The following is a 17,373-nucleotide window of genomic DNA, read 5'->3' on the forward strand; positions in this document are numbered from 1 at the left end:
TAAATTGCATTAATGAAAAATGCTTTGATCAACACAGAAAAAATATCAGCGTACCCAACCAAATAAGATGTTATGCGTGCTATATGTTCACAATTTTCTCGGAAATGGCAAACAGAACAATTATACCTTGGGTTAAAAAGCGCTAGTGGCTATTACAATTTGTCTGATTCTTGTTCATTTGCGCCATGAAATTGTGGCAACGGGCGATAAGGGTTTGACACCCCAGTTAAATAGAGTTTCACTTACCTAAAAGCACTATAAAAAGAATGATATGTCAGTCGACAGTAAAGCCTTTGCGTTAGCTACCGATGCCTTAACGCCCACAATAAACAGACGAGTAATAAACAGCGCGCTTAAAGATGAGCAGGCGCTCAATGCCACCTTTATTGGACAAGAAAGGGCGAGAGAAGCCTTGACCTTTGGTTTAGGAATAGATGCCATTGGGTACAATTTGTATGTGATGGGTGAGCCTGCCACTGGTCGATTTACGTTAGTAAAAGACTACATAGAGCGACAAGTTGCTCGGTTGAGCTCTCCTGATGACTGGTGCTACATCAACAACTTTGACGAAGAGCGTGAGCCCGTGGCCCTTCGTTTTCCTCCTGGCGGCGGTAAGGTTTTTCAAAAAGATATCGCCCAACTCGTCGACGACGTGTTAGATACATTTCCAGTGGCTTTCGACAACCCTGGATATCAGCGCAAGCGCGCCTCTATTTCACGGGATTTTGAACAAAAGTACGACGAGGCCATCGACGCGGTAGAGCGCTATGCTAACGCCAATGAGATTGCCATGTTTGAGGAAAGTGGCGCTATCACATTTGTTCCTGTAGTAGACGGTAAACCCGCCAACGACAGTCACGTTGCTACGCTGAGTGAGCAGCAGCGGGAACACTTTTATACACTCGTGGATGAACTAGAGAATAGACTAAGCGAGGGTTTATTAAGTCTCCCGGCGTGGAAGCGAGAAAACTCGGAGCGTCTTCGAGAACTTGATAGGGTGACTGCAGAGCAGGGAATTAAAGCCCTAATAAAAGACCTTGAACATCAGTACGCTGCTAATCTCGGTGTGATGAAGTATCTTAAGCAGCTTAAAACCGCTTTGGTCAATGCCATTCTCGTTATTCACCAAGAAGAACAGAAAGAAGAGAAAAGTGACGACTTTGACAGAAAGATATTTTTGGAAGAGCAGCTTTTACCGAATGTATTAGTGGCCAATAGGCGCGACGATGCTGCCCCTGTTATTTATGAGCCAAATCCCACTTACCAAAACCTATTTGGAAAAATTGAGTATACCAACATTCACGGCAGTGTTTTTACCAACTACAGAATGATTCAGCCAGGTGCGTTACACCGCGCTAATGGTGGTTATTTATTGCTGGATGTTGATCAGTTAATCGAGCAGCCCTATGTGTGGGAAACGTTAAAACTGGCTATAAAATCTGGGCGATTAAGAATGGATTTACCCCAGCAAGACGTTGGCATGGTAAATAACATTACGCTAAACCCACAGCCTATTGATTTAACTGTGAAGATTGTTCTGCTTGGATCTAGAGACTTGTATTACACCTTGCAAGATTACGATGACGAATTCGATGAACTATTTCGCGTGTTGGTGGATTTCGATTTAGAAATTCCAGTCACACGTCAAACTCTATTCGATTTCGTTGGAAAAATCCGCGCGCATCTAGCGTCATTAGGGCTCAAGGGTATTACCGCTAATGCCATGTGTCGCTTGGTCCAATTTTCATTGCGAAAAGCTGAACATAAAGAAAAACTATCGGCACATTTTGCAGAGGTGATAGAGCTAGTTAATGAAGCGCATTATTTCTGCGCTATGGCCGGTGCCAGTGAAATTGAACTTGGGCATTTGGTTACCGCACTTGATGCTAAAAAGCGTCGAACCGGCCGAGTAAGTCAAACTCTGCTAAATGATATAAAGGAAGGCCACGTTCTTATCGACACTGAAAACAAAGCAGTGGGTAAGGTTAATGGCCTGACGGTCTTAGATGTAGGAGATACGGCGTTTGGCACACCGGCCCGTATAACTGCAACGGTATTTGCTGGCGCAAGTGGCGTGGTTGATATAGAGCGGGAGGTAGAGTTAGGGCAGCCCATACACTCTAAAGGGGTTATGCTGCTTAATGGTTACTTGGGTAACAAATATGCCCAGCATTTTCCATTAACCTTATCGGCCAATATTGCCCTTGAGCAGTCCTATGGGCACATAGATGGTGACAGTGCATCATTAGGTGAGCTAGTTGCGCTTATTTCTGCCTTAACAGAGATCCCTTGCCTGCAAACCCTGGCTATTACAGGGTCAATAAACCAATATGGTGAAGTGCAGGCTGTGGGAGGCGTGAATGAAAAAATTGAAGGTTTCTTTGACCTCTGCCAATATCGCGGGCTTACAGGAACTCAAGGCGTTATCATACCTAAATCTAATGCTATTAATTTAGTGCTAGATGCAACCGTCGTTGATGCGGTGAAAAAAGGGCTGTTTCACATATACACAGTGGAAACTGTTGATGATGCGCTTACTATATTGATGCAGCAAGAAGCGGGCAAACTAAGTAGTAAGGGGAGATATCCTAAAAACTCACTTAACTATCATGCCGTAAACAGGCTATACAATATTGCGTTAATTGTTAGCGGTGGTGACGGAGAGTAACAATCAAAAATACCAAGGCTCTATTTAGGAAACTTAACGACGAAAGTTTAATTGGCAAACTCCCCAATCCAGTTATTTTACTTTTAGAGAAGTATAATTGATGAGAATGAATTGGGGTTGTATGGGTAGTATAAACCAGTTTTTTAAACCTGTAGCTTTGATGAAAAGGGTATCCTCCTTAAACGACATAGCCCAATCCAAGCGCTTGGCTAAGGTCTTACGCATAGCAAAGGGCTCTCGCTTAGCTGAGGGCTCTTGCTTAGCTGAGGGCTCTTGCTTAGCTGAAGGCTCTTGCTTAGCTGAAGGCTCTTGCTTAGCTAAGGCTAAACGTCGAAGTAACAAAGCTGCCTCCTTTTTCCTCGCACTCTTTATGAGCAATATATTTGCAGCGGCTGGTATTGCCGAGCAGCTTAATGTCGGCGTATCAATTTCTACCAGTGCTCAGCGTGAAACGTTTTACACCTTAGCGAGAGATTTTGAAAGGCAACACCCAGGTGTAACGGTTCGCTTCACAACCCTAAGTAGCGAAGAATATAAGCGTTCATTTCCTTCCTTGATATCTCAAGACAGCAGTTTAGATGTGCTGTATTGGCACTCTGGGCAGCGACTTTTTGATTATGTAGACGCGGGGTTAGTGCTCTCTATCGATGATGTATGGGCGCAACAACACTTGCATACAGCATTTGATCAAAGTGTGAAAAATACAGTAGTTCGAGACGGTCAGTTTTACGGGGTGCCTATTTCGTATTACCAAATCGGCTTTTACTACTCAAAAAATATCTTTAATCGCTTGTCTCTGGCAGAGCCGTCCTCTTGGCAGGATTTTATGGCGGTGTGTGAAGCAATTAAGCAGGCTGGTTACCCACCCATATTTATTGGCACAAAGAGTAATTGGTCCGCCACAGCGTGGTTCGATTATTTAAATCTTCGAATTAATGGGCTCGAGTTTCACCAACAGCTGACCAGTGGTCAGATTCCATTTACTGATGAAAGAGTGGCTGCGGTGCTTAATGCATGGCTAGAGCCTATCGAGAAAGGTTACTTTATTTCAGACCACAATGAGCTGTTGTGGAGAGAAGGCTTACCGTTTCTATTTCGAGACCTAGTTGGTATGTCCATGATTGGCAATTATGTTATTCAAGAAATTCAGCAAACGGTGGTGCCACGGCTTGGCTTTTTCCCTTTTCCTATTCTCGATGAGCGCGTACAGGCATTCGAGGAGGCGCCTATTGATGTACTGATCATTGTGAAACAGACTAGCAATGTTTCCTTGGCTAAGCAGTTTTTAGCCTTTTCGGCTCGACATGAAGTCCAGTCGAAATTAAATAAAAGTTTGGGGGTGCTGTCGCCGAATAAATTCGCTCAACAGGATACATCGCCCTTAACCAAAGAGGCGTATTACGTTTTATCTAACGCCGCTGGGGTATCGCATTTTTTTGATAGAGATGCTAGCGAGGCATTTGCCAATGGAGTTATGCCGGTGCTAGATAAGTTTATGCTTGAGCCAGATGTGGATAGTACACTTTTGGAGCTTGAAAAAATAAGACAAGCAACGTTTCAACTCACTGAGGGGTAATGAGCCAAGCTCGAAAAGCTAACGCCTTAGGTTTAGACCTTGCACTTAAGCTCAGCCCTTAAGCTTTACCAATAACGCTTAAGCCATAGAATAAAAGCACGCCGCCTGTCTTCTCGTCTTAACATCCGGCGTACTTCATTAATCTTATTTTCAGCTGCGTTGGCTTTGCTACTTTGCTCGGCGTGCTATTTGACTGTGCTGCCCCAACTATTTTGGGGGCATGCGGAGTCCACCGTCCAAACGAATGGTTTCGCCATTAATATACGTGTTATCTGCGATTTGCATAACCAGTTTTGCAAATTCTTCAGGTAAGCCTAAACGCTTTGGAAACTGAACATTTGCTGACAGAGCTTCTTGCACCTTTTCAGGCATAGCAAGTAGCATAGGCGTACCCATCACGCCGGGCGCGATTGTATTCACGCGAATACCTAGGGGCGCCAAGTCTCTAGCCATAGGTAGGGTAAGACCAATGATGCCGCCTTTACTCGCAGCATAAGCCGTTTGGCCTATTTGGCCCTCATAGCCAGCCACCGATGCCGTATTAATGATAAGGCCGCGCTCACCTTCATCATTAATAGGCGACTGTTTTGCCATTGTCGCAGCAACAAGCCGTGCAACGTTAAAGCTGCCAACAAGATTAATGTCGATGGTTTTTTGAAAGTCGCCAAGCGGGGCAGGGTTGCCTTCTCTGTCGAGTAAGCGTTTTGCTGGAGCAATACCGGCGCAGTTAACTACCATACTTATGGCGCCAAATTTTGCAGTGGTCGCGTCGATTCCTCGTTGAACCTGCTCTTCATCGCGAACGTCTACGTGAGAAAAAAGCGTGCCTTCTTCACCTAGTTCAGATACGCGCTGGGCGCCTTGTTCGTCATTTAAATCAAAAAGACTGACTTTAACGCCGGCGCCTCTAAGTGCAACCGCAGTTGCATGACCCAGACCAGAGCAGCCGCCAGTGACTATTGCAGTAAGATTAGTTAACAGCATTGATTTCCCGTTTGTTCTCGTTGTTTTAACAAGATGTTAACGGGGTTTGGTAGGAAAAACTATGGCGCTAGCCTATGCCAGCACCAAAAGCTTTCTTATTTTGGCAACTGAATTTTACAGTCTTCGCTAGGACGGTAAATAATTAGCGTGTGACCTATGACCTGAAGTTTGTGTGCGTTAGTTTCGCGAACGATGGCATCCATTATCAACGATTTTTCTTCGCGATCGTCAGAGGGCACTTTTACTTTGATCAGTTCGTGATGATTTAAGGCGCTATCAATTTCCGCTACCACGCCCTCAGTGAGGCCGTTTGAACCAAGCTGTACGATTGGTTTCATTGGGTGCGCTAGGCCTTTAAGAAATTGTTTCTGTTTATTTGAAAGTTTCATTTAATAAATATTCTTACAATTATTCTGTTAGTTTATGCTTGAAATAACGTATTCTAACGCCATCTTCCCTACAATCCTAATAACATTGTAATTGAATGACAAAAAAGAACCAATCCGCCAGCAGTAAACGTTGGCTCAAAGAACATTTCGACGACCATTATGTGCAAAAAGCGCAGAAAGAGGGTTGGCGGTCTCGCGCTATCTATAAACTGGAAGAAATCCAGAATAAAGATAAATTAATCAAACCCGGAATGACATTGGTCGATTTAGGTGCAGCCCCCGGTGGCTGGTCACAGCTCTCTGCAAAGTTAGTCGGCGACAAAGGTCAGGTTATCGCTTGTGACATTTTACCTATGGATTCAATTGTAGGTGTAGACTTTCTTCAGGGGGATTTTCGCGAAGAAGAAGTTTTAAATGCATTATTGAACAGAATTGGTGGGAACACCGTAGATATAGTGTTGTCTGACATGGCACCTAACTTAGCTGGTAATTCGGCGGTGGATCAGTCTCGTTCTATGTACTTGTGCGAGCTGGCGTTGGATATGTGTCATCAAGTATTGAAGCCGGGTGGCTCATTCGTCATCAAAGTGTTTCAAGGTGAAGGTTTTGTTGAGTTTATGAATTCACTCAAACAATCTTTCACCACCATAAAAACGCGGAAGCCTGCTTCGTCGAGATCACGGTCTCGTGAGGTGTATTTGGTGGCTTGTGGGTATAAAGTGTAGTACGCTTTGAATTAAGCGATTTTTGTTGCGAACCGTTTTGCATATTGAATAAACAACTTGTTCAAAACCGCACCGGTTCGGATTTATAGAGGTTAGTAGCATTGAGCGACATGGCAAAAAATTTAATCTTATGGTTGGTTATCGCCGTTGTATTGATGTCGGTTTTCCAGAGCTTTTCACCGAGTGAATCTGCTCGTTCACAAACTGACTACACAACATTCCTAAGAGAAGCGGAGCAGGGCAATATCCGTGAAGTTCGCATTAACAATGATGGCGAAATTCGCGGTACTAAGCGCTCTGGCGAATCTTTTCAAACCTTTGTACCTTACTTCGATGACAAGCTGGTTTCAGACTTGGTGAAAAATGATGTAAGAGTGTATGGAGAGCCACCAGAGGAGCAATCACTCCTCGCGTCGATATTCATATCGTGGTTCCCAATGTTACTGTTAATTGGTGTTTGGATATTCTTTATGCGCCAGATGCAGGGCGGTGGTGGCAAAGGCGCCATGTCGTTCGGCAAAAGCAAGGCGCGCTTGTTAGGCGAAGACCAAATCAAAACGACTTTTGCAGACGTTGCGGGTTGTGACGAGGCAAAAGAAGACGTGTCTGAATTGGTTGACTTCCTGCGCGATCCGTCGAAATTCCAAAAGCTAGGCGGTAAAATTCCTAAAGGCGTGTTAATGGTCGGTCCTCCAGGAACGGGTAAAACGTTATTAGCAAAAGCCATCGCCGGTGAAGCAAAAGTGCCATTCTTCAGCATCTCGGGTTCTGACTTTGTTGAAATGTTTGTGGGTGTAGGTGCATCACGCGTTCGAGATATGTTCGAACAAGCGAAAAAAGCAGCACCTTGCATTATCTTTATTGACGAGATAGACGCTGTTGGACGCAAGCGTGGCGCTGGATTAGGTGGTGGTCACGATGAGCGTGAGCAAACTCTTAACCAGATGCTAGTTGAAATGGATGGCTTTGAAGGTCACGAAGGGATTATCGTTATTGCGGCAACTAACCGCCCAGACGTACTTGACCCTGCATTACTTCGCCCAGGTCGTTTTGACCGTCAGGTAATTGTTGGACTTCCTGATATTCGCGGTCGTGAACAAATTCTGAAAGTGCACATGCGTAAAGTGCCTATCGCAGACAACGTTGAAGCATCGTTGATTGCGAGAGGAACACCAGGTTTTTCTGGTGCTGACTTAGCAAACCTAGTGAACGAAGCTGCTTTGTTTGCCGCCCGCGGTAGCAAACGTGTTGTTGCAATGGAAGAGTTCGAGAAAGCGAAAGACAAAATCATGATGGGCTCTGAGCGTAAGTCTATGGTGATGTCTGAGTCTGAAAAAGAAATGACGGCATATCACGAAGCAGGTCACGCAATTGTTGGCCGTATAGTGCCTGAGCATGACCCTGTATACAAAGTGTCAATCATTCCTCGTGGTAGAGCGCTTGGTGTCACTATGTATTTACCGGAGAAAGACCGCGTAAGTCATTCTAAGCAGCACCTAGAGAGTATGATTTCGAGCTTGTTCGGCGGTCGAATTGCAGAGCAAATTATTTACGGCGATGACAAGGTGACTACCGGTGCATCAAACGATATCGAGCGTGCTACTGATATCGCTCGTAAGATGGTAACGCAATGGGGATTATCTACTAAGATGGGACCTATGCTGTACGCAGAAGAAGAAGGCGAAGTTTTCCTCGGTAATTCAATGTCGAGAGCGTCAAGTATGTCTGACGACACAGCCCGTGCCATCGATGCTGAAATTAAGTCACTTATCGATCGCAACTACGACAGAGCGCAGCAAATTCTAGAAGACAATAAAGATGTTCTTCATACGATGAAAGACGCGCTTATGAAGTATGAAACCATCGATGCTAAGCAAATCGATGATTTGATGAACCGCACTGAAGTTCGTCCTCCTGCAGACTGGGACGACAGCAAACCATCGGGTGGCGACAAGCCTAGTGGTGGTTCGCCAGTGAAAGAAGGTGAAATAAAAAACGACGGTGTAGACAAACCATCAGTCGGTAAGCCAGGCGATATTCCTAGCTAGCACCTCTTTACACTATTTTTTGTAATTAAAAAAACGCCAGTTAATCTGGCGTTTTTTATTACAGACACTGTAATCTATAAGTATTAGCGAGTTTTTTAATGCAGTTTGCCAATCACTCTATCAATCTTTCTGAACCTCGAATTATGGGTATTTTAAATGTCACCCCCGATTCTTTTTCTGATGGTGGACAACACACATCCACTCAACATGCAGTTCAGCATGCACTTAAGATGGTTGAGCAGGGCGCTACGTTTATTGATATTGGTGGAGAGTCTACTCGTCCAGGCGCAAAAGAAGTGGCGCTTCAAGAAGAATTGGACAGAACCATTCCAGTTATTGAAGCCATTTCGGCAAATAGCGACTGTGTCATTTCAATAGACACAAGCAAAGCGCAAGTGATGACAGAAGCTGTTAACGCTGGTGCCGGTTTGATAAACGATGTAAGAGCCCTTCGCGAACCAGGCGCGCTAGCTGCGGCAGCAAATGCTAACGTACCTGTATGCTTAATGCATATGTTAGGTCAGCCAAGAACCATGCAGTCTAACCCGCAATACGATGATGTAATCGCCGATGTAAGCCAGTTTTTACTTGAGCGTATTGACGCATGCAAAAGCGCTGGAATAGATAAGTCGTCTATATTATTAGACCCTGGTTATGGCTTTGGGAAATCACTTGAACACAATTATGCTTTGGTGAAATATCTTCCTGATATCATGGCACTAGGTCTTCCTGTTTTAGTGGGCATGTCTCGAAAATCTATGATTGGAAAGTTATTAGACAGAAATGTGGACGAACGCTTGGCTGGAAGCATAGCACTCGCTACAATTGTTGCTCAAATGGGCGCACACATAATACGTGTACACGATGTGCAAGAAACGGCGGATGCTGTGAATATCGTGAAAATGCTGAATAAAATGTAATAAGGAATAATAATGAGTCAGCGTAAATATTTTGGTACCGACGGTATTCGCGGGAAGGTTGGCGAAAGCAGCATAAACCCCGAATTTTGCATTAAATTAGGCTGGGCCGCGGGTAAAGTACTTGCCGGGCGGGGTACGAATAAAGTGCTCATCGGTAAAGATACCCGTATTTCTGGATACATGCTTGAGTCTTCCTTAGAAGCAGGGCTTTCAGCGGCGGGTATCAACATAGGTCTTTTAGGTCCAATGCCCACGCCTGCTATTGCCTACCTTACCAAAACATTTCGCTCTGAAGCCGGAATTGTTATCAGTGCGTCGCATAATCCATATTACGATAACGGCATTAAGTTCTTTTCGGCTCAAGGCTTTAAGCTTGACGATGACATTGAATTGGCAATAGAAGAAATGCTCGAGCGGCCAATGACATGCGTTGCGTCTGATAAACTTGGTAAGGCAACCCGGATTGATGACGCCGCAGGTCGTTATATCGAGTTTTGCAAAGGCACGTTCCCTTCTGAATTGTCTCTCACTGGTCTAAAGATAGTAGTCGATTGCGCCCATGGCGCTACCTATCACATTGCGCCTAATGTACTGAGAGAGCTTGGCGCTACTGTCATTGAAATTGGCACCGCGCCAAATGGCTTGAATATTAACGATGAAGTTGGCGCGACGGCAATGGACGGCATTGTAGCAAAAGTTAAAGAAACTGGGGCTGACCTCGGATTTGCGCTAGACGGTGATGGTGATAGGCTCATGATGGTTGACCATCTAGGCAACGTTCTTGACGGCGATCAGATTGTTTATATCATCGCACGGGATGCGCTTAAAAATGGGCAGATGCAGGGCGGTGTAGTCGGTACACTTATGAGTAACCTTGGCTTAGAAAATGCGTTGAGTAAGCTTGGGGTTCCATTTGCTAGAAGCAATGTGGGCGATCGCTACGTCATGGAGCTTCTACAGCAAAAAGGCTGGTCTATTGGCGGAGAGAACTCAGGCCATATACTTAACTTGTCTATGTGCTCAACGGGCGATGGTATTGTCGCTGGCCTTCAAGTGCTCGCGGCTATGCTGCGCTCGCACATGGATTTACATGATTTAGCCAGTGGATTTGAAATGTACCCTCAAACCTTGGTTAATGTACGTTATACAAAGCAAGATATTGACTACCTTGCACATCAAGATGTACAAAATGCAAAACAGGAAGCTGAGGCAGCACTGGGTAAAACTGGCAGAGTATTACTGCGAAAAAGTGGTACTGAGCCTTTAATAAGAGTTATGGTTGAATCTAACGAAGAGCAAAAGTCCGAGAAATGGGCAGAGCATATTGCAGAAACTGTTCGTAATCTCGCCAATTGATTGGTGTGGCAGGAAATTTCGCTTTTTATACTTGTATCTTACGTTGTAAATAGTTAATATCACGCCCGCTAAAAGACAGGGCTAAGGTCGACATAGTGAGTAAAAAAATAAGACAGTCGCTAGTTGCTGGAAACTGGAAAATGAACGGAAGCGCTGCGCTAGTTGCTGACTTCAATGAGAAGCTCAAAACAGTGCAATGTGACGCAAATATAGTTGTTTGTTCACCGTCTACGCTGTTTCATCATTTTTCTGGCGATGCATTTTCTCTAGGTGCTCAAAATGTAAGCCACCTTGACAACGGTGCCCACACGGGTGAGTTGTCACTTGAGATGATTAAAGATGCCGGTTGCAGTTATGCAATCGTCGGTCACTCTGAGAGAAGGGAAGACCAGCAGGAATCAAACGACCTTGTCGCATCGAAGGCAAAGAAATGCGTTGAGGCAGGTGTTACGCCTATCATTTGTGTAGGTGAGTCCCTTGAAATTCGCGAAGCGGGTAACGTAGAGCAATTTGTAGGTGAGCAGCTAGATGCATTGACTTCAACGCTTTCGGTTGAAGAGCTGTCAAAATCTGTTATTGCTTATGAGCCGATTTGGGCCATAGGAACAGGAAAAACAGCAACGCCTGAACAGGCGCAAGAAGTACACGAGTTTATACGCGGTTACTTTAACAAAGTGGACGCAGATTTGGCTCACAGGCTCCCTATATTATATGGTGGAAGCGTGAAACCCGATAACGCTCAAACGTTGTTTTCACAAAAAGACGTAGACGGCGGTTTAATCGGTGGAGCCAGTTTAAAAGCTGAAGATTTTATTTCAATTTGCCAAGCGGCAAACTGACGAGGTATTTATGATATATGAAGTGCTTTTAGTAGCATATCTAGTTGTGGCGCTCTTATTGGTTGGGTTTGTACTAATCCAGCAAGGAAAAGGGGCGGACATGGGCGCTTCTTTTGGCTCAGGCGGCTCAAACACAGTGTTTGGCTCAGGCGGCTCTGGTAACTTTATGACGCGCACAACGTCAATTCTAGCAGGCTTGTTTTTCTTCATAAGCTTATCGCTAGGTGCGATGACAGCAAACCGTGAAAGCGCTGATGATGAGTGGAATAATTTAGACGTACCTGCAGCGGTTGAAGCACCGGTGGAAGTACCAGGTGATGCAGACGTGCCGGTAGTAGAAGACGAGCCAGCACAATCTGATATCCCAGTTTCTGACGAAACACAAAACGATGTGCCTGCAGTTGATAGCAGCGACACACCAGATTAAATAGTTTATTGCGGAAGTGGTGGAATTGGTAGACACGCCATCTTGAGGGGGTGGTGAGCGTAGCTCGTGCGGGTTCAAGTCCCGCTTTCCGCACCAATTTTAAAGGGCCGGCAGAAATGCTGGCCCTTTTTTTATTCTCTACATATACATTCGCCAAATCAAGAACCTACAAAAAGCGCCCATGTGTACTGGCCTTAAAGTATGCTTCGTTTATATATCGCTAACAAAGTAAAAAATAAGTGCAAAATAAAGTGTAATAACAGCATGGTTACCCTGTCTTGATGGGGCTAAGTCAGCTATTATTTTCCTAATATATCAAGGGTTGCTGCATTTTGTTTTGAAAGCTAGGGCAGCAACACGCCATAGAACGGCACAAACTCATTCTTTAGAGGCGTATTCGTGCATACAGGTCTTCGCCAATCATTGACTAGGCTTATCGCTATCGGGGCAACCATAGCGACGCTATTCGTGTTCATCGCGCTGTGGACGTCGTTTAGCACCTTAATAAAGAGTCACTTGGACAAGGAAGTATCCATTGCGGAAAGTGCTTTAGAGAAAGTATTAGTCGAACAAAAGAGTTTACTCAGCACCACGCTTGATGCCTTGACAGGTTCTGAAGCACTCAACGATGTTAAAACGCTCTCAGATGCCTCTTCATTCATAAACTCTCTCAACCGTGAAAGAGGCTCATCGAACATTGTGCATCTAGCGATTGTCAATCTAGATCACGTTGTTACCGCCTCTAGCTCCTCACTATTCAAAGCAGGTAAACAAGCTAAACAGAGCGTTGCAATGGCTGCCATGGGCTTAACGCACACCATTGCGGTGGTTGACGGGAAGCTGTCGTACCTCAGGTTTAAAACAATTCAAGCTAACGGTATCCGCTACTATTTACTTATCGCGAGGCATATTCAAGACGACGTGATTCAAAGCGTTGGTACATTTTCAAACGCATATATCAACATTATTGATAGTAATACCGGTGCAGTTTTGGCGTCTACGCTACCTGAACATACAAAAGGTGCGCGCCAGTCAATAGCCTCTCAAATCAGATGGCACGATATTACTTTTTTAGACACGGTTGAGTACATAGAGCACGCTGTCTCACTAGATTCCTTATCGATTGCGCCTGTAAAGATAACATTCTTTGTGGATGTTGCGGCACAGGTTGAAAGCTTTCGCTCAATACAGTTGACATTGTTTTCTCTCTATATTTTAGGCCTTTTTACCATCACTTTATTTGCTCTGATATGGATACGAAGGGTCACAATACCGATGAACTCCGTAATAGGGGCTATTAATAACATAGCGTCTGGGCGCTATAAAAATACGTTTGAGAAGACAGGGAATTTCCACGAAGTTGTTGCATTGGAAAATGCGGTTGATGGCATGCAGAAAAGTATATCTCAGCGCGAGGACAGTATTCGGTATCAGGCACAGCACGATGATTTAACAGGATTATTCAATCGCAATTATCTAGAACGTTATTTTGTAGAGCAAATGCGAGAGCCTAAGTGGGTACAAGTTATTGCTATCACCGTTATTGGCTTTCGAACTATTAACGACTTGTACGGCTACTCTAACGGTGACAATACATTGAAAACGTTAGCAAGGCGTTTGTTGCGCTGGCCGGGCACATCTGCGCGCTTAGCCGGCGGTGAGGTTATTTACGTCACCGATGAGCCCCTAAATGATAATCAACTTGAAACGTTAAAACATATTCTTGAACAGCCCGTTGAAAGTAACCTGATAACTATTCCTGTCAAAGTGGCTATGGCGGTATTATCGTGTCCTGAAGATGCACAGACTACGGAAGAGCTTTTCAGGAAGCTCAATATCGTGTCTGACAAAGCCATCCGAACAGGTGCTTGGTCAGTTCACTATAGTGCAGAGTTAGAGGCTAACTATAATAGACGTCTATCCATTACTACAGAGTTAAAGCGTGCTCTTGCAACTCAGCAAGATGAGCTATCTATGGTATATCAACCTAAGATAGACCTACGTTCGATGAAGGTATGCAGCATGGAAGCACTAATACGCTGGAATAACAGTAAATTAGGCCATGTTGCACCGGATGAATTTATTGCCATCGCTGAGCAGGCAGGTCTCATCGAGCAAGTGACTAAGTGGGTAATGCGCCAAACTATTTCAGATCTGGCCTATTTCAGAGAACAATATTACGACTTTACCATCGCGATGAATCTGTCAACACAAGACATACAGAACAAAGCTTTGCTCAATGAATTGGTTGCTTTTTTGACAGAGAAAGGGCTGTCACCTGCGTCACTTCAGCTTGAAATAACAGAAAGTGATTTAGTCTCTGATGCAACCCTTGCAGTAGAAAATCTATCATCGCTAAAAGCATTAGGGTTTCGTTTCGCTATCGATGATTTTGGTACAGGTTACTCTTCATTGGCTTATTTGAAAAATTTACCGGTTGAATCAATCAAAATAGATAAAAGTTTCATTTTGGCGCTCGCAACACAAGAAAACGATCAGCAAATCGTTCACACTATTTTAAGCTTAGCCAGCATATTCGACTTAAGGGTGGTTGCTGAAGGGGTGGAAAATGAAGAGTCTTTACGCATTTTAAAAGAATGGGGGTGCGACGAGGCCCAGGGGTACTTTATAAGCAGGCCTTTGAAGCGAGAAGACTTAGAAGTATGGCTGCTTAATTCGCCATTCAAAAAGTAAATTGAATAGGAATGCGCGCTTCTATATCGAATAAAAGGCGTTAATCACAATTATTATTACTTCTTGGTAATGCTGGAACGCATTGTGCTTTATTTAAGTGGTAACTACTAGGTACTAGGTGCTAGGTGCTAAGCGTTTAGTATGCTTTTACGGTTTAGTGTTTTTAAACTGATGAGTGAAAGCAATTTGAGCATTATGTGGTTTCATTGCTCACTAATTAGCTGCATATTTAGCTAAGCACATACCAAAGAACGAAATTAAGAACAAACAAGGACTTTATTATGGACATCATACGTGTACTACTATCAATTTTACTTCCTCCATTAGGTGTGTTTTTGCAAGTAGGCATCGGCGCCCACTTCTGGATAAACATACTGCTTACTATTCTTGGTTATTTCCCAGGTGTGATCCATGCGGTTTATATCATCGCGAAAAAATAGTGAAGATATAAAAGGCCGAACATAAAAAAGCCAGTGACAGAAATATGATTTCTGTCACTGGCTTTTTTATTACGTGTTTCTTACCAACGTTTCTACATTAACATCACTTGTTATATGTACGAAGGCATGTGCACTTAGAAGTGTGAGCTTAGGGGGCCGCACTTAGGTATAGATACTTACTAGCACCTAGCATTGCTGCAGATGATGAATTATAGCCAGTATGCAAAAACCCTCTATGTATGGCTTTAACGTCATACATAGAGGGTTTTTTCAGTGCTTGGCACTTGTATTAAATACTGTCGAATTACGACGCTAACTCTTGGTTCATTTCTTTCTTATAACCTGCCGCTAGTTCGGTCTTTTGGTGTTCATTAAGCACTCTTCCAGCTACATGAAAGAACTCTTGCTCTTCGTCAGCTAAATGGTGCTCAACTTTTTCTTGAAGCACTTTTAAGTGATGCAGCCATGCAGGTGAACTCATATCGGTATCGTCTAACTTTGCTATAAGCTCATCAATTTCATGATGCTCTGCAATTCCATGCCGTGTTAAATCTATCGTCGCGTCTTTCTCAAGAAGATGAGTATAAAAATGACGTTCCTCAGCAATAGCATGGCTCTCAAGCTGTTGTTTAAGTTCTTCGAAATATTCTTGACGGGCAGGGGTGTTACCGCTTGTCTCTGCAAGGATTTTAAGCAGTAGGCGTTGCTTTTCATGGTCTTGACGTAATGCTTCAAAGATTTTCACAGTTAGTTCCTCATTAATTAAATATTCAATTACTTATATAGTGTAATGCGATAACCATTCCATAATGCTGGGTTTTGTATCTCATTGAATGTTATGTAATTTTTTTTAAATTAAATCGGGCGCTTGATGTGGGCGTACAAAGATGAGCAGTTTTTACACTTTGTACGCCTAATCTTTCATAAGGAATTTTACGCTGTTGGTTTACACGCCTTGTGCAACAATGGCATCCGCTAATCTTCTAAACGCGGCGATGTTTGCGCCTTTCATATAGTTAATGTACCCGTCTCGATTAGCTAGCAATTTGGCTTCCTCAAGGCAGCGCTCATGAATACTTTGCATAATGGACTGTAGCTCTTCATCAAGAACGTGGGCACTACGTTGGCTAAACATCGCATTTTGCGACATTTCTAATCCAGAAAGGGCGACGCCACCTGCGTTGGATGCTTTACCAGGTACATAAGCAATATTTTTGCCAATGAACGCTTCTTGTGCTTCTATACTGCAAGGCATATTTGCCCCTTCTAGCACCATAGTACATCCATTTTTCAATAGCTCTTTTGCGTCAGCTTCGTGAAGCTCATTTTGTGTTGCGCAAGGTAGAGCGATATCACATTTAATATGCCAAGGAGTTTTCTTTTCAAACCACACTCCAGCGCCTCTTTTTTCAAGATCGACTAAGATATTGTCTGATGTGGTGTGTTGTTTGATAGCCCACGTGATGTCAGCTTCGCTGAAGCCTTCGTCGCAAAAAAGCAGCCCGCGACTGTTTGACAGTGTGACAACACAAGCGCCTTTTTGAATGGCTTTTTGCGCAGCGTGCAGGGCAACATTACCAGCACCAGAAACAACCACGCGCTTGTTTTTGAGCTCGGTGTTGTTAGCCTCGCACACCGACTCAGTAAAGTAGATAAGGCCAAACCCTGTTGCTTCAGTTCTTACATAGCTTCCACCAAATTCAAGGCCTTTTCCCGTGAGTACGCCTTCAAACTTGTTGTTTAATCGGCGATACTCACCGTACATGTAGCCAATTTCCCTTGCTCCAACGTTAATGTCGCCCGCAGGTATATCGGTATTGGCACCAATATGACGTTGAAGCTCTCGCATAAATGCCTGGCAAAAAAGCATAATGTCACGGTCGCTTCTACCTTTAGGGTTAAAATCTGAGCCTCCCTTACCACCGCCCATTGGCAGGCCCGTTAATGCGTTTTTGAAGCATTGCTCGAAAGCTAAAAATTTAAGCACTGAAAGGTTCACGGTTGGATGAAATCTCAATCCTCCCTTGTACGGGCCCATTGCGCCATTATGCTGTACGCGCCAGCCTTGATTAACTTCTACGTTCCCTTGCGAACTTACCCAAGAAACAGTGAAATAGATAACACGCTCAGGTAAACACAGGCGGCGAACGACGTCTGCTTGTTTGTAAGCGCTATTGGCATTGTAAATTGGAATGATATCTTCTAGTACTTCATGAACAGCCTGAAGATATTCTTTTTCGTTTTCAAATTTTGTATTTAAAAAACCGTAAATTTCATCAAAGTTACTGACGTCTGACATGTGGATAT

Annotated in this window: 14 protein-coding genes and 1 tRNA gene; 11 read left to right on the forward strand and 4 right to left on the reverse strand. The window is 44.0% G+C overall.

Features of this window, described 5'->3' with window-relative positions:
• Positions 1–271: 271 nt before the first annotated feature.
• Positions 272–2,668, forward strand: coding sequence for a Lon protease family protein (locus AC27HD_RS01505; protein ID WP_487103335.1), 2,397 nt, complete (start codon positions 272–274; stop codon positions 2,666–2,668).
• Between the two features lie 160 nt (positions 2,669–2,828).
• Positions 2,829–4,244, forward strand: coding sequence for an ABC transporter substrate-binding protein (locus AC27HD_RS01510; protein ID WP_487103337.1), 1,416 nt, complete (start codon positions 2,829–2,831; stop codon positions 4,242–4,244).
• Positions 4,245–4,451: 207 nt separating this feature from the next.
• Here the strand turns inward: AC27HD_RS01510 and AC27HD_RS01515 are convergent, their stop codons facing one another.
• Together AC27HD_RS01515 and yhbY are read right to left on the reverse strand one after the other, a co-directional pair.
• On the reverse strand, positions 4,452–5,228 hold the full coding sequence (locus AC27HD_RS01515; protein ID WP_287010734.1) for an SDR family NAD(P)-dependent oxidoreductase: 777 nt from the start codon (positions 5,226–5,228) through the stop codon (positions 4,452–4,454).
• Between the two features lie 95 nt (positions 5,229–5,323).
• Positions 5,324–5,617, reverse strand: a complete 294-nt coding sequence (yhbY, locus tag AC27HD_RS01520; protein WP_032096500.1) for a ribosome assembly RNA-binding protein YhbY — start codon at positions 5,615–5,617, stop codon at positions 5,324–5,326.
• A 95-nt stretch (positions 5,618–5,712) separates the two neighbouring features.
• On the opposite strand from yhbY, the gene rlmE reads away from it, so the two are divergent.
• The 9 genes from rlmE (at position 5,713) to AC27HD_RS01565 (ending at position 15,066) form a co-directional block, all read left to right on the forward strand.
• Positions 5,713–6,342, forward strand: a complete 630-nt coding sequence (gene rlmE, locus AC27HD_RS01525) for a 23S rRNA (uridine(2552)-2'-O)-methyltransferase RlmE (RefSeq protein WP_032096499.1) — start codon at positions 5,713–5,715, stop codon at positions 6,340–6,342.
• A gap of 101 nt (positions 6,343–6,443) precedes the next feature.
• Entirely contained in the window at positions 6,444–8,390 is a 1,947-nt protein-coding gene (gene ftsH, locus AC27HD_RS01530) for an ATP-dependent zinc metalloprotease FtsH (RefSeq protein WP_032096498.1), read from the forward strand.
• A gap of 98 nt (positions 8,391–8,488) precedes the next feature.
• A complete protein-coding gene (folP, locus tag AC27HD_RS01535; RefSeq protein ID WP_487103341.1) occupies positions 8,489–9,310 on the forward strand; it encodes a dihydropteroate synthase in 822 nt (273 codons plus the stop codon).
• 12 nt (positions 9,311–9,322) lie between these two features.
• Entirely contained in the window at positions 9,323–10,666 is a 1,344-nt protein-coding gene (gene glmM / locus AC27HD_RS01540; RefSeq protein WP_032096496.1) for a phosphoglucosamine mutase, read from the forward strand.
• 95 nt (positions 10,667–10,761) lie between these two features.
• A complete protein-coding gene (tpiA, locus tag AC27HD_RS01545) occupies positions 10,762–11,505 on the forward strand; it encodes a triose-phosphate isomerase (RefSeq protein ID WP_487103343.1) in 744 nt (247 codons plus the stop codon).
• A 10-nt stretch (positions 11,506–11,515) separates the two neighbouring features.
• Positions 11,516–11,932 carry a preprotein translocase subunit SecG gene (secG, locus tag AC27HD_RS01550; protein WP_487103345.1) on the forward strand — a complete coding sequence of 139 codons (417 nt, stop codon included), beginning with the start codon at positions 11,516–11,518 and terminating at the stop codon, positions 11,930–11,932.
• A 10-nt stretch (positions 11,933–11,942) separates the two neighbouring features.
• Positions 11,943–12,028 (forward strand) — tRNA-Leu (locus AC27HD_RS01555).
• Between the two features lie 303 nt (positions 12,029–12,331).
• Positions 12,332–14,626 carry a putative bifunctional diguanylate cyclase/phosphodiesterase gene (locus tag AC27HD_RS01560; RefSeq protein WP_487103347.1) on the forward strand — a complete coding sequence of 765 codons (2,295 nt, stop codon included), beginning with the start codon at positions 12,332–12,334 and terminating at the stop codon, positions 14,624–14,626.
• A 281-nt stretch (positions 14,627–14,907) separates the two neighbouring features.
• Entirely contained in the window at positions 14,908–15,066 is a 159-nt protein-coding gene (locus tag AC27HD_RS01565) for a YqaE/Pmp3 family membrane protein (protein WP_032096492.1), read from the forward strand.
• Positions 15,067–15,370: 304 nt separating this feature from the next.
• On the opposite strand, the gene AC27HD_RS01570 is transcribed toward AC27HD_RS01565, so the two are convergent.
• Positions 15,371–15,811 carry a hemerythrin domain-containing protein gene (locus AC27HD_RS01570; RefSeq protein ID WP_287010719.1) on the reverse strand — a complete coding sequence of 147 codons (441 nt, stop codon included), beginning with the start codon at positions 15,809–15,811 and terminating at the stop codon, positions 15,371–15,373.
• A 201-nt stretch (positions 15,812–16,012) separates the two neighbouring features.
• On the reverse strand, positions 16,013–17,365 hold the full coding sequence (gene gdhA, locus AC27HD_RS01575; protein WP_487103349.1) for an NADP-specific glutamate dehydrogenase: 1,353 nt from the start codon (positions 17,363–17,365) through the stop codon (positions 16,013–16,015).
• Positions 17,366–17,373 lie beyond the last annotated feature (8 nt).

It is taken from the genome of Alteromonas sp. 4NS20-0143, from assembly GCF_057542855.1.

Coding starts and splice junctions, on each gene's coding strand:
- gdhA (WP_487103349.1), bottom strand. CDS start 17,365: ATGTCAGACGTCAGTAACTTTGATGAAATTTACGGTTTTTTAAATACA.
- AC27HD_RS01565 (WP_032096492.1), top strand. CDS start 14,908: ATGGACATCATACGTGTACTACTATCAATTTTACTTCCTCCATTAGGT.
- yhbY (WP_032096500.1), bottom strand. CDS start 5,617: ATGAAACTTTCAAATAAACAGAAACAATTTCTTAAAGGCCTAGCGCAC.
- AC27HD_RS01505 (WP_487103335.1), top strand. CDS start 272: ATGTCAGTCGACAGTAAAGCCTTTGCGTTAGCTACCGATGCCTTAACG.
- secG (WP_487103345.1), top strand. CDS start 11,516: ATGATATATGAAGTGCTTTTAGTAGCATATCTAGTTGTGGCGCTCTTA.
- rlmE (WP_032096499.1), top strand. CDS start 5,713: ATGACAAAAAAGAACCAATCCGCCAGCAGTAAACGTTGGCTCAAAGAA.
- AC27HD_RS01510 (WP_487103337.1), top strand. CDS start 2,829: ATGAAAAGGGTATCCTCCTTAAACGACATAGCCCAATCCAAGCGCTTG.
- folP (WP_487103341.1), top strand. CDS start 8,489: ATGCAGTTTGCCAATCACTCTATCAATCTTTCTGAACCTCGAATTATG.
- AC27HD_RS01515 (WP_287010734.1), bottom strand. CDS start 5,228: ATGCTGTTAACTAATCTTACTGCAATAGTCACTGGCGGCTGCTCTGGT.
- glmM (WP_032096496.1), top strand. CDS start 9,323: ATGAGTCAGCGTAAATATTTTGGTACCGACGGTATTCGCGGGAAGGTT.